The sequence below is a fragment of the Nocardia puris genome (assembly GCF_003315035.1).
GTDB classification, from domain to species: domain Bacteria; phylum Actinomycetota; class Actinomycetes; order Mycobacteriales; family Mycobacteriaceae; genus Nocardia; species Nocardia puris.
This window is the reverse complement of the sequence record NZ_QNRE01000018.1, coordinates 88,043-100,151: the sequence shown is the minus strand read 5'-3', so window position 1 is coordinate 100,151 and position 12,109 is coordinate 88,043. Positions and strand designations below refer to the sequence as shown.

Sequence of the window (12,109 nt, the reverse complement as noted above, 5' to 3'; positions counted from 1 at the left end):
TTGATCTTCACCACCTGATCCTCGACCACCAACGACCCCGCATCAATCGAGATGATCGACGACGTCTCGGTAGCCGACGCCGAAAAATTGATCACGCCCACATCGGGCGAGGCGGCGCTCGTGCCTGTGGTGGCGGCCAGGGCGGCCGTGGTGAGGATGGTGGCGAGGGCGAGCTTCGTGCTCTTCATTGTGCTTGGAATTCCTTGTGTCAGTAGAGGTTCGAACCGGGGGAGCGCACGGCGGGACGACGGCCGTGCCCGGGCAGGCCGTTGTCACACGCGCAGGGGACTACCGGTTCGCCGTGCGGAACTTACCGATCGCGCCGAGGAGCACGTCGAGGGCGAGGAAGGCGAGCAGGCTCAGCCCGACCAGCGGGACGAACCACCCGACCACCAGCGCCGCCCCGAGCAGCGGCACCACGATCCACGGCGTGGTGGCGCGCAGCGCGCCGCGTCGCGGGGCACGGCCCGGCCGCAGCCCGGTCGCGCGCGCAGGACGGCGCTGCCACCACATGCGGTAGCCGAGCACGATCATCACGATCAGCCCGACCATGGCCGCGAACAGCAGCAATTGGTTCGCCAGCCCGAACATCAGGCCCATGTGGAACTGGATGCCCCAGTTGGTGAGCTTGGCCATCAGCGGCCACTCCGCGTACGGCAGCCGGTCGGTGAGGGAGCCGCTGCGTCCGTCCACCGCGACCGCGTCGATGGTCAGAATGCCCGGCATACGACGCTCTTTCACCGTGAACGCGGCGTCCGGCGTTGCGGGAACGGCGATTTCGACGGCCTCGTCGATCCCGGCCGCGCGCGACGCCTCGAGCACCCGATCCAGTTGCGCGACACGGTCGTTCTGATCGGCGGGCGCCGGTGCGGGCGAGTGATCGCCACCGTGATGGTGGTCGCCACCGCTCGACGGGGCGGGTGCGGCCGCGCCGGGCAGGGTGGCGTCCACGGCGGGCGTGGTCCAGCTCATCTGCTTTCGCAGGTCGCCGATGTTCGCGCCCGCGTAGGTGGACCAGGTCATGCCGGTCACCGACAGCAGCAGCGCCAGCGGCAGCACCCACGCGCCGATCGCGCCGTGCCAGTTCACATTCCGCAGACGGCCGCCCTTGGTGCGATCCGGGACGAACAGCCGCCCCACGGAGTTCTTCGCCCGCCGGGATCGCACCCGCCGCCACCACAGCACCAGACCGGCCAGGGCGATGATCCACAACCAGGACGCGGCGAGTTCGGCGTAGAGCCGGCCGGGCTCGCCCAGGTGCAGGTCGCGGTGCAGGCGGTCGATCCAGGTGCGCATCGGCAGCGCACCGGAACTGCCGTACACGACGGACTCGCCCACCGGCTGCGCGGTGTAGGGGTCGACGAACACCGCGCGCCGCTCGGAAGCGCCGAGCGTGGGATCGGTGAACATCACCCGCGTGGTGTCCTCGGCGCCGGGCGCGGGGGAGACCGCGGCCAGCGCCAGATCGGGCCGCGTGGCGACGGCGGCCGCGACCTGTTCGGACAGCGGCCGGGTGGCCTCGCCGGGCGTGACCGTCAGCAGGTCGCGCGAGACGAAGGATTCCAGCGTGGGGGACAGGGCGTACAGCGCGCCCGTGACGGCCGCGATGAGAATGAACGGCGCCACGAAGACGCCCGCGTAGAAATGCAGCCGCATGGCGAGCGCCTGCACGCCGTTGCGGCCCGGCCCGCGACGGGCGGGTTCGGGTGGTGACGCCGACGTACCGGCGTCCGGGGTGATCGTTTCTGTTGTGCTCACGGTCTTTTCGTTTCGGAGGTTCGGAGAACACCCGGTGCTGGCGCGCGATACGGCGACGTCGGTGTGCGTTCGGCGTGGCGGGTGGGAACGCCCTTCGGCGACCTCGCCCATGACACCGCGATCGATGTCTCGGCGGGGCACACCGATGGTCGAGCCGACCGTCGTGGAAGCCGTGTGGGCCCGGCGCATCACCGTTCAGCGGTCGGCCGGGTCCGCGTGGGCGCGAAGCGCATTCGGACACGCTCGCACGGTCGGTGGATCGCCGACCAACGACGCGACACCCGCGTAAACGAGGACACCGCAACCCATCTCGGCACACATCAACGACACGCGAACACATTCGCGCACCGGGTGAAAGGAATCAGACGACGACCGCGACCGGCGGACCCCGGGTGCGCAGCGTCTCCGCCGCGAGAATCCGCAGCACGACCCGGTCGCGGTGCGCGGTCCGCAACGGCGCCGGGTCGGGGATCGTCGGCGCGCGATGGCGCACCGGAAGCACGCGCGCGAGCACCGCGGTGGCGATCCGATAGGCCGCTTCGGCACCGCGAATGACGACCGCCGCGGCGAGGGCGGCGAGCACGTGGGCCGTGAGCATCTGCGGCGTGAGTTGAGCGTCGCCGTGATGCAGGTGCCCGGAACCGATGCCCATCGCCACGTGCCCGAGCAGTTGCCCGCCGACGAGCGCGGCCACGAGTCCGGCCGCGGTGTCGCGCAGCGGCGCGAGCCCGGCCACCAGCGCGCCGACGACGGCGGACGCCGCGGTCAGCAGCGCGAGGGTGGTGCTGTCGGGGGCGGCGCCGCCGGAGGCCCAGCCGTGCGCGGCGATGGCGGCGGTTCCCGAGATCGCTCCGGCCGACCCGCCGCGCAACCGCGCGACGGCGCTGCGACGTCCCGCAGCGGACCGGCCGAACTCGATACTCACCCGCTGATGATAGCCCGAGGCGATCACCACCCCCGACCGGCCCGAACGCCCGCTACCGGGTGCGATCGGCCTTGAACTCGTTCACCGGGCCCTTGTCCATCCGCACCTCGACCCGCCCGTCGGGGTGCAGCACGGCCGCGGGACGGTGTTCGGAGAACCGCCTGCTGTAGTACTCGAGCCGTTCGATGAGCACGCCCTCCGGCCGGTTGTAGATGATGCCGGGCACGCAGGTGAAGATCCAGCTGGACTTCTTGGCCTGGTCGGCGGGGATGACCACCTGGTCGCCGCCGTTCTCGATGGACAGCGTCACCTTGTACTTGTGGAACGATCCGGTGCCGTTATTGATGGCCGAGTACGCCACCGGGATGACGGCCGCGATCTCGGGCGCGAACCCGATCTCGATGATCTCCTCGGCGCGCCCGCCGCCGCGCGTCACGTCGCCGCGCCCGCGGTCACCCAGGTGGCGCACCAGGTCCCGGAAACGGGGATTGGCGGGGGTGCCCTTGGCGTCGAAGGTGGCGACGTGCACCACATCACCGCTGGTCAGCACTACCAGCGCGTACGCCTCGTAGTCGGTGCCGCTCTCCCAGGCCACTCGAAGGCGGATCACCGGCGTCTTCTCCAGCAGCACCGGCGGCGCGTTCTTCATCAGCGTGACAGCGCCTTTGGCGAAGTTCACGCCGGACTTCAACGGGCCGAGTGGTGGCGGTGGTGTCGGCGGCGGAGCCGGATCCTGTTGCGGCGCCGTCTGTTGCGCCGAGCCCGGGTACGGCGGGAAGAACGCCGGTGGCGGCGGGCTCGACGGAATCTCGACCGGGTCCATCGCACCGGGCCGAACCTGGTGCGGCAGCGGCGATCCGGGAGCGGGCGACCCATGGTGAGCGGCGTGAGGCGGCACCTGGTGGGTGGCGTTCGGCGGCGCCGGGTACGCGGTGTTGGGCGGAAGGTGCTGGGGCGCCGGCGATCCCGGATTCGGCGCACCGTACTGCGACGGCGGAACCGGGTGCGGCGGCACGGGTGCGGCGGGCGGATAGGGCGCGCCGAACTGCTGGGGAGGGGCTCCGCCCTGCGGGTGGGACTGCGCGGCGTAAGGCGTGGCAGGTGGCGGGGGAACCGGAATCTGGTGCGCGGCAGCGGGTTCCTCGTCCACGGCGATGCCGAAATCGGTCGCGAGCCCGGCCAGCCCGGCCGCGTACCCCTGACCGACGTTGCGCAGCTTCCACGTGTTCGACCGCCGGTACACCTCGGCGAGGATCACGGTGGTCTCCGAGGTGAGCCCGGTGATCGGCAGATCGTGCGCGAGCCCACCGTCTTCGGTGATGCGCACCGCCAGCGGGATGCCGCCGAACACGCCGTTGTCGACCGAGGCCGACACCACCAGCCGGTCGGTGCTGCCCGCGACGCGCGGCAGGTCGATGCTCACCGCGCCTTCGGCCAGTCGCACGGCGCCGTCGGGGGAGGTGGGCTGGTTGTAGAAGACGAAGTCCTCGTCGCCGCCCACCTTGCCGTCCTCGCGCAGGCACAGCACGGTGAGATCGATGCCCGCGGGTGTCGCCGCGACGTGCAGCCTGCCCCCGCCGAGAGTGACGTTTCCACCTTTGCCGATCACGCTGGACATCGGTCCCCTGTCACTCGAACTGCCTCTCGGGCGACAGCCTAGTACGCCGGGTGCCCGCCGTGCGGCTCACGTGGTGCGGGCCGCACGGCGTCGCGGCAGGTCAGGCCTCGATCTCCATCTCCACCAGCGGCTTGCGCAGCAGTTTGCCGGTGGCGTTGCGGGGCAACTCGTCCAGGAAGACCACCTCGCGCGGCACCTTGTAGCGCGCCAGGTTCGCCTTGACGTAGTCCTTGATCTCCTGCGCGTCGCGCGCGGATTCCGGGCCGGGCACCACGAACGCGCGCAGGCGCTTGCCGAACTCGCGGTCGTCCACGCCGACCACCGCGGCCTCGAACACGTCCTCGCGCCCGGCGATCAGGTTCTCCACCTCGAGCGGGAAGACGTTCTCGCCGCCGGAGACGATCATGTCGTCGTCGCGGCCGTCGATGTAGAGCAGGCCGTCGGCGTCGAAATGTCCCACGTCGCCGCTGGACATCATGCCGTCGACGATCTCCTTGTTGCGGCCGTCGGTGTACCCGCCGAAGGCGAAACCGTTGTCCACGAAGATGGTTCCGGTGACGTTCGGCTCGGTGATCGGCTTGCGGTTCTCGTCGAGCAGGACGATGCGGATGCCCACCGGCGGGCGGCCGGCCGTGGTGGGGGACTTGCGCATGTCGGCCGGAGTCGCGACGGTCATCACCGCGCACTCGGTGGACCCGTACAGGTTGTAGAGGCTGTCGTTGAACCGGTCCAGGGTGCGGGTCACCACGTCGGGCGGGATCGCCGAGCCCGCCGCGAAGATCACCTTGATGGTGCTCACGTCATAGGAATCGAGCACCCGCTCGTCCAGATCCAGGATGCGCTGCAACATCGTCGGCACCACGACCAGCGAATCCGCTTTGTAGCGTTGGATATTCGCCAGTGTCTGCTCCGGGTTGAAGCGGCGCTGCTGGAAGATCACCCGGTTGCCCAGCGCGAGCCCGAGCGTGAACTGGGACAGGCCGGTGCCGTGGAAGATCGGCGCGGCCATCACCATGGTGCCGCCGTTGGGCAGCGGGACCCGGTCGAGGAACTGCGCGGAGGCGAAGGGGCTCACCCGGTCGCGCGGCGCGCCCTTCGGGGTGCCGGTGGTGCCGCTGGTCAGGATGACCATGCCGCCCGGCTTGGCCGGGGCGGGCAGCGGATCGGTGGCGCGACCGGCCGAGAGCGACTCCACCGTCGGGATCGACGGGTCGGCGCCGTCCTTGTCGTCCACCCACGTGAGCACGCGGGGGATCTCGGCGGGGATGGCGTTCATCAGGTCGAGGAACTCGCTGTCGTGCAGGACGACCTTGACCTTCTCGCGTGCGGCCACATCGGCGAACTGGGGTTTGGCGAAACCGGTGTTCATCAGCACCACCCGCACGCCGAGCTTGCCCGCGGCCAGCATGCTCAGCACCATGCCGCGGTGGTCGCGCGCCAGCAGGGCGACCACGTCGCCCGGCGCGACGCCCTGGGCGCGCAGGCCGCGCGCGAACGCGTTGGACTGCTCGTCGAGCTGCCCGTAGGTCAGCTCACCGCGTTCGTCGACGATGGCGGCGGCGTGCGGCCTGGTCTGCGCGGCGTGCATGACGACGCCGGCGAACGGACCGAACTTGAGGACGTTGACGGCCGACCGGGCCGCGTGATCGGGCCGCAGCGGGTTGAACAGGCCCCGCTTGGTCATGACGCGCACGCTCTGGGCCAGCTCGCCGGCCTTGCGCACGGGGCCACCCAGCCCGGGAAGGGACAAAGACATCAGGGAACAACCTTCCGCGATCCACGCACCGAGACGGGGGTGGTGTGGACCGCAACTTCGAGATCCAGTGCTGCTGCTGACAATAGCAAGCAACTGTCACTCGATGTGTCCTGTCTCTCACCGCCCCGATTCGGGGCGGTGAGGTCCGGGATGTCAGGCGGTATCGAATCGTGCCTGACCAGGGGCCCTACGTGGTGACGCTGCGCTGCCTCCTGGAGGGCCTGACCCGGTCAGGCGGTGACGTCGTACTCCACGAGCACCCGGCGCAGCAGCTTGCCGGTCGGGTTGCGTGGCAGGTCGTCGAGGAAGATCACCTCACGCGGCACCTTGTAGCGGGCGAGGTTGTTCTTGACGTAGCTCTTGATCTCCTCGCCGTCCGGGTTGTGGCCCGGCTCGGGGACTATGAACGCGCGCAGGCGCTTGCCGAATTCCACGTCGTCCACGCCGATGACGGCGGCGTCGAACACGTCGTCGCGCTCGAGCAGCAGGTTCTCCACCTCTTGCGGGAAGACGTTCTCGCCGCCGGAGACGATCATGTCGTCATCGCGGCCGTCCACCATGAGCAGGCCTTCGTCGTTGAAGTGGCCCACATCGCCGCTCGACATGTAGCCGTCGATGATCTGCTTGTTCCTGCCGTCGGTGTAGCCCTCGAACGGCGCGCCGCTGCGCACGAAGATGCGGCCGGTGACGTTCTTGCCCTCCACCAGCTGGTCGTTGTCGTCGTAGAGACGTACGTCGCAGGTGATGGGCGGGCGGCCGACGGTGCCCGGCGCGATGGCCAATTCTTCCGGCGTGCCGATGGAGGCGATGGCGACCTCGGTGGAGCCGTACAGGTTGTACAGCACCGGGCCGAACGCCTCGGTGGCCTTGATGCACAGTTCCGGCGCCAGCGCCGAACCCGCCAGCAGGATCACCCGCAGCGAGGACAGGTCGTACTTGGCGCGCACCTCGGGCGGCAGCTCGGTCATGCGGTGCAGCATGGTGGGCACCGCGACCAGCATCTCGGCCTTGTGGTCGCTGATCATCTTCAGCGTGGCCTCGGCGTCGAAGCGGCGGCGCATGACGATCTTGTTGGTCAGCACGGTGCCGACCAGCCAGGTGCCCAGGCCGGTGCTGTGGAAGATCGGGGACACGATCACCATGGCGCCGCGGCGCGGGAACGGCACCCGGTCCACGAACTGGGCGGTGGCCATCGGCGTGACCTTGGTGCGCGGCGCGCCCTTGGGCAGGCCGGTGGTGCCGCTGGTGAGGATGATGAAGCCGCCGGGCTTGCTGGGCGCGGGCAGCGGTTCGGTGCTGTTGGCCGCGATCAGGTCGTCGAAGGTCTGCGCGCCCTCGGGGAGTGCGGTGCCTTCGTCCACCCAGGTCAGGAAGCGCGGCAGATCGGCGGGCAGCGCGTCGAGCAGGTCCAGGAACTCGCTGTCATGCAGGACGGCGGTGACATTCTCGCGAGCGCAGACCTCGGCGAACTGCGGCTTGGCGAAACCGGTGTTCATCAGCGCGATGCGCACGCCCAGCTTGCCCGCGGCGATCTTGGACATGATGAGGCCGCGGTGGTCACGGGCGAGGACGGCGATGACCTGTCCCTCGGTGATGCCGGCCGCCTGCAGGCCGCGCGCGACGGCGGTGGACTGCTCGTCGAGTTCGCGGTAGGTGAGTTCGCCGCGCTCGTCGGCCAGGGCGGCCTGATCGGGCGCGATACGGGCCGAGTGCCGGACCAGGGCCGCGTGCGGGCCGTAGATCCGGGTCTCCTTCATGGTCTTCAGCGTCTCCAGCGGGGCCTTGGGATCGCTGACTCCGCGGGACCGCAACACCCCCAACGCCTTCAGGGTTTCCAGCACACGCGTCACCTACAACACCTCCACTGAACTGTCGCGCAGCCGGACGACCCGCGATCTCTATCTTGTGTGGATGCTTACCGTAGCAGTGAACGTGTGCGTCATCACAGGTAAAGACGACAAACCGGACAGTCGACTGTGGGCGTCGCGGCCGCGCCGGACGCGGTAATGGTCGCCGGACCTGCGTCGATGACGGCGTGATGCGAAGAGCTAGGGTTGGCACGCAGTGCCAACCCTAGCTCTCCCGGTGATACGGACCCGTGCGCGGAGGTGCTCCGCAGCACGGTCTCGGTCAGTTGTAGACGGCGCCCAGCGAGGGGAACGAGATGGTGCCCAGCTGGTACTGGAAGCCGTCCGGGTGATCGTCGCTGACCGGGACCGACCAGCGGTGCCACAGCGAGCCGTAGACCGCCGCCACCACCGGGCCCGCGCCGGTGTCGAGGACCCGGGTGCGGATGGTGGTGTCGACCGGGATGTCCTGGTGCTCGATGAGCAGGTCGGTGCCGCTGCGGCCGTTGGCCAGGTTCAGCCACACGACCTCGAGCTTGGCGCCGGTCTGGTTCGGCGAGATGGTGCCGGGGCCGCCGAAGAAGCCGAAGCGGAACCCGTCGATGCCCAGCGCGATGCCCGACCCGTACACGCCGGGGCCCTGGCCGCGGCCGATATCGGAGTTGGCCGGAACCTGGAAAGGCTGTGCGGGCAGGGCGATTTCGCCCGCCTCGGCCAGCCGCTCGGGCTCGGCCAGCAAACGATCGACGGCCGCCTCCGCGTCGGGGTTGCCCTCGGCGGCCACGCGCAGCTGCTGCACAGCCGACACCCAGTCCAGCGCGGCGGGCTCGGCCGTCGCGCTGCCGCTGAACACCCCCGCGAACAGTGCCGACGCGGCCGCGACCGCGGTGAGATGACGTATGAAGCTCAGACCACGCATAACCAATGCTCCTCAGAGAATCCTTGGTACTGCCCTTGCTGAATTCGTCCGCTGAATCGACGCGGACATGCCACCCGGGACCATAGCCGATCGCCGGGACAACCTGTGGCAATCCCGGGGGAGCCGCGAATTCGAGATTCGGGCGATTTCCGCCCCCGCGCCCCCGATTGTCAACTACAGTCTGTAGTAGAACGTTCGGCCACGACCCCGAAAAGGTGGACGGCGATGACGGTGGAGTCCGAGACGATCACGCCCGCGGCCCGCGTCTGCGGTATTCCGGAGGGCAACCGGCATCGGCCGCGCGGCTGGCCGGGGCACCTCGCGGCCGTGGCGACCTCCGGCTCGGCGATACCCGCCGCGCGGATCATGCTGGAACATTCGGCGCGCGAACGGTTCCGGCGGTTGCGCGGCGCCGTGGCCGAGCGCGGGGACCGATCGCGCGGCACCATGCGGGCGCTCGTCGCGAGTCCCGGCGGGCGGTTGCGCTGGCGTGACGTCGCCCGGCCGCGGCTGCCGGGACCCGGTGCGGCCCTTGTGCATCCGATCGCCGCGGCGACCTGCGATCTGGACCGGCCGATGGCGCTGGGGCGCACGCCGTTCCCGCTGCCGATGCACTTCGGGCACGAGTGCGTCGCGGAGGTGGTGGAGATCGGCGAGGAGGTCACCACCGTTCGTCCCGGTGACCGGGTCGTCGTCCCGTTCCAGATCAATTGCGGAACGTGCGGGCCGTGTACGTCCGGACTCACCGCGAATTGCGTTGGTGTGCCGCCTATTTCCATGTTCGGGTTCGGGCTCACGGGCGGGCACTGGGGCGGTACCTTCTCGGATCTGCTCGCCGTGCCCTTCGCCGACGCGATGCTGGTGCCGCTACCCGACGGGATCGATCCGGCGGCCGCGGCGTCGGTGGCCGACAACGTCACCGACGGGTACCGGGCGATCGCGCCGCGCCTACCGGAGTTGCTCGCGCGCGACGCCGACGCCCAGGTGGTGGTCTTCGCCGATGTGGCGCGCAGGCCGCCGTTCAGCGCCAGCGTGGCGCTGTACGCGGGGCTCGTCGCCCGTGCGCTGGGTGCCCGCACCGTGCACCTGGTGGACCGGCGCCCGCACGTCCGCCGGCACGCCGAGGCGCTGGGTCTGCACGCGCACCAGCTCGAGGGCCGCAGGAGTATCGGGCGGGCCGCCCTGGTGGTGGATACGAGCGGGGTCTCGGCGGGCCTGAACATGGCGGTCCGGCAGACGGCGCCCGACGGTGTGTGCCTGTCGCTGGCGTCGCTGCACCGGATCAGCCGGATCCCCACCGCGCTCATGTACGGGCGCAATATCACCCTCGAGCTGGCCCGGTCGCACGCCCGCGCCCACATCCCCGCCGTCCTCGATCTCATGCGCGACGGGCGCCTGGCCCCGCAGGACGTGACCACCCACCTCGGCGCGTTCGACCGCGCCGACCGCCACATCACCGATCATGTGCGCGGCGAGGCGACCAAGACGATCCTCGTCGAGTGAATCGCCGGCGCTACTCGCCCTGTTCGGTGCTCGCACCCCGCGGTGACAACCGCACCACGCCCGAGTCGAGATCCAGTTCCAGCCGCGGGCGCTCCTCCTGGCCGTTGCTGTCCCCGCTCTCCTCGTTGTTCAGCTTCTTCCCGGGGAAGAGCTCACCCATGATGCCCATATCCCCACGATAACCACGTCGCCCACGAGGCGCCCGGCGTCGTCGCCGGCCACGCACGGAACACGGTGCGGGGCAAAGAAACCGGTCGCCGCCATGACGTATGGTCGTCGCACCTCCTGTCGAGGGGCGGTGGACTCGGTCCACACACCGCGCCCAGAGAGGAGGTGGTGGGGGATGGCGAAACATCGCCGGAAAAAGAGCAAAGCCCCGGTCGACTACGGCATCATCTTGACCTGTGCTGCCGTGGTCGCCGGGGCGCTCATAGTGGTCCGCCGAGTCGTGCGGGCTAGCTAGTCCCACCGGTGGAGCGTCGTTCGCGCGGCGCTTCACCTCCCGGCATCACTTGTGTGACGGATCCGAGTTTATCAGCTCACTTCAGCTCGGCGCTGGTCTTGCCGAGGACGCGCCGGGCCACGATGAGCTGCTGGATCTGCTGGGTGCCTTCGAAGATGTCGAGGATCTTCGAGTCGCGGCCCCACTTCTCCAGCAGGGTGCGCTGCGAGTAGCCGATGGTGCCGGCCAGTTCGACGGCCTTGAGGGTGACGTCGGTGCCGGTGCGGCCCGCCTTCGCCTTCGACATCGACGCCTCGAGCGAGTTGAGCTTCTTGTTGTCGGCCATCCACGCCGCGCGCAGCGACAGCAGGTAGGACGCCTCGTAATCGGCCTCCAGCCGCAGGAATTCGGCGGCGGCGGCGTGCTGGTTGATCGCCGGGGTGTCGTAGGAGATCTCGATGCCCGCGTCGGTGAGGATGGCGCGCAGCTCCTCGAGTGCGGCCCGCGCGACGCCGACGGCCATCGCCGCGACCAGCGGACGGGTGTTGTCGAAGGTCTGCATGACCCCCGCGAAACCCTTCTCCACGTTGACTTCCGGGCTGCCGAGGATGTTGTCCTTCGGGATGCGGCAGTCCTGCAGCAGCAGCACGGCGGTGTCGGACGCCTTGATGCCGAGCTTGTGCTCGAGGCGCGCCACCGACAGGCCGGGAGCGTCGCGCGGCACGACGAAGGACTTGATCGCCGCGCGGCCCAGGCTGCGGTCGACGCTGGCCCACACCACGACGTGGGTGGAGCGCTCGCCCGCGGTGACGAAGATCTTCTCGCCGTTGAGGACCCACTCGTCGCCGTCCAGCACGGCGGTGGTGGTGACGGCCGCGGAGTCGGAGCCGAACGACGGCTCGGTGATGGCCATCGAGGCCCACACCTTGCCGAAGCGCTCGAGCTGCTCGTCGGTGGCGACGGCCGCGATGGCGGCGTTGCCGAGGCCCTGGTAGGGGATCGACAGCATCAGGCCGACGTCGCCCCACGAGGTCTCGAGCGCGTTCAGCAGCGCGGACATGTTGCCGCCGTTGGTGTTGCCGAGCAGCTCGGTGGCGTGCGGGTCCTTCTTCTCGCCGCCGTCCTCGCGGCCGCCCGCGGCGCCGCCGATCTTCTGGGTGCCGGAGTCGGCCAGACCCTCCACCATGGCGGCCATGGTGTCCAGCTCGACCGGGTAGGCGTGCTCGGCGAGGTCGTACTTGCGCGAGATCGGGCGGAAGATCTCCGCGGCGACCTGGTGGGCCTGGTTGGCGCTGGCCCGCAGCTTCTTGGGGAGTTCGAGGTTGATCATGTTCAGGTCTC

The 12,109-nt window shown here is 69.9% G+C and carries 9 protein-coding genes and 1 pseudogene; 1 reads left to right on the top strand and 9 read right to left on the bottom strand.

What is annotated here, in order from left to right; all coding sequences use genetic code 11:
• The 7 genes and pseudogenes from DFR74_RS31225 to DFR74_RS31195 form a co-directional block, all read right to left on the bottom strand.
• Positions 1-188, bottom strand: a pseudogene (locus tag DFR74_RS31225) (hypothetical protein); the annotation flags it as partial.
• Between the two features lie 100 nt (positions 189-288).
• Positions 289-1,758: a PepSY-associated TM helix domain-containing protein gene (locus DFR74_RS31220; RefSeq protein ID WP_067514864.1), complete on the bottom strand. Its 1,470-nt coding sequence runs from the start codon at positions 1,756-1,758 to the stop codon at positions 289-291.
• 361 nt (positions 1,759-2,119) lie between these two features.
• Positions 2,120-2,683, bottom strand: a complete 564-nt coding sequence (locus DFR74_RS31215; RefSeq protein ID WP_233444465.1) for a hypothetical protein — start codon at positions 2,681-2,683, stop codon at positions 2,120-2,122.
• Between the two features lie 52 nt (positions 2,684-2,735).
• Positions 2,736-4,301, bottom strand: a complete 1,566-nt coding sequence (locus DFR74_RS31210) for a TerD family protein (protein WP_067510900.1) — start codon at positions 4,299-4,301, stop codon at positions 2,736-2,738.
• Positions 4,302-4,401: 100 nt separating this feature from the next.
• Entirely contained in the window at positions 4,402-6,057 is a 1,656-nt protein-coding gene (locus tag DFR74_RS31205; RefSeq protein ID WP_067510899.1) for an acyl-CoA synthetase, read from the bottom strand.
• Between the two features lie 230 nt (positions 6,058-6,287).
• A complete protein-coding gene (locus DFR74_RS31200; RefSeq protein ID WP_067510898.1) occupies positions 6,288-7,907 on the bottom strand; it encodes an acyl-CoA synthetase in 1,620 nt (539 codons plus the stop codon).
• 280 nt (positions 7,908-8,187) lie between these two features.
• A complete protein-coding gene (locus DFR74_RS31195; protein ID WP_067510897.1) occupies positions 8,188-8,823 on the bottom strand; it encodes a hypothetical protein in 636 nt (211 codons plus the stop codon).
• Between the two features lie 225 nt (positions 8,824-9,048).
• On the opposite strand from DFR74_RS31195, the gene DFR74_RS31190 reads away from it, so the two are divergent.
• Positions 9,049-10,326 (top strand): zinc-dependent alcohol dehydrogenase, encoded by a 1,278-nt coding sequence (locus DFR74_RS31190; protein ID WP_084537835.1) that lies wholly within the window; start codon positions 9,049-9,051, stop codon positions 10,324-10,326.
• A gap of 10 nt (positions 10,327-10,336) precedes the next feature.
• Here the strand turns inward: DFR74_RS31190 and DFR74_RS36355 are convergent, their stop codons facing one another.
• Both DFR74_RS36355 and DFR74_RS31185 read right to left on the bottom strand, forming a co-directional pair.
• Positions 10,337-10,495: a hypothetical protein gene (locus DFR74_RS36355; protein WP_170160834.1), complete on the bottom strand. Its 159-nt coding sequence runs from the start codon at positions 10,493-10,495 to the stop codon at positions 10,337-10,339.
• 370 nt (positions 10,496-10,865) lie between these two features.
• Complete coding sequence (locus DFR74_RS31185) at positions 10,866-12,098, bottom strand: acyl-CoA dehydrogenase family protein (RefSeq protein ID WP_067510896.1); 1,233 nt, start codon at positions 12,096-12,098, stop codon at positions 10,866-10,868.
• Positions 12,099-12,109: the final 11 nt, after the last annotated feature.

Excerpts from the sequence above, each read along its gene's own strand:
- DFR74_RS31210 (WP_067510900.1), bottom strand. The coding sequence starts at position 4,301 with ATGTCCAGCGTGATCGGCAAAGGTGGAAACGTCACTCTCGGCGGGGGC.
- DFR74_RS31205 (WP_067510899.1), bottom strand. The coding sequence starts at position 6,057 with ATGTCTTTGTCCCTTCCCGGGCTGGGTGGCCCCGTGCGCAAGGCCGGC.
- DFR74_RS36355 (WP_170160834.1), bottom strand. The coding sequence starts at position 10,495 with ATGGGCATCATGGGTGAGCTCTTCCCCGGGAAGAAGCTGAACAACGAG.
- DFR74_RS31185 (WP_067510896.1), bottom strand. The coding sequence starts at position 12,098 with ATGATCAACCTCGAACTCCCCAAGAAGCTGCGGGCCAGCGCCAACCAG.
- DFR74_RS31195 (WP_067510897.1), bottom strand. The coding sequence starts at position 8,823 with ATGCGTGGTCTGAGCTTCATACGTCATCTCACCGCGGTCGCGGCCGCG.
- DFR74_RS31190 (WP_084537835.1), top strand. The coding sequence starts at position 9,049 with ATGACGGTGGAGTCCGAGACGATCACGCCCGCGGCCCGCGTCTGCGGT.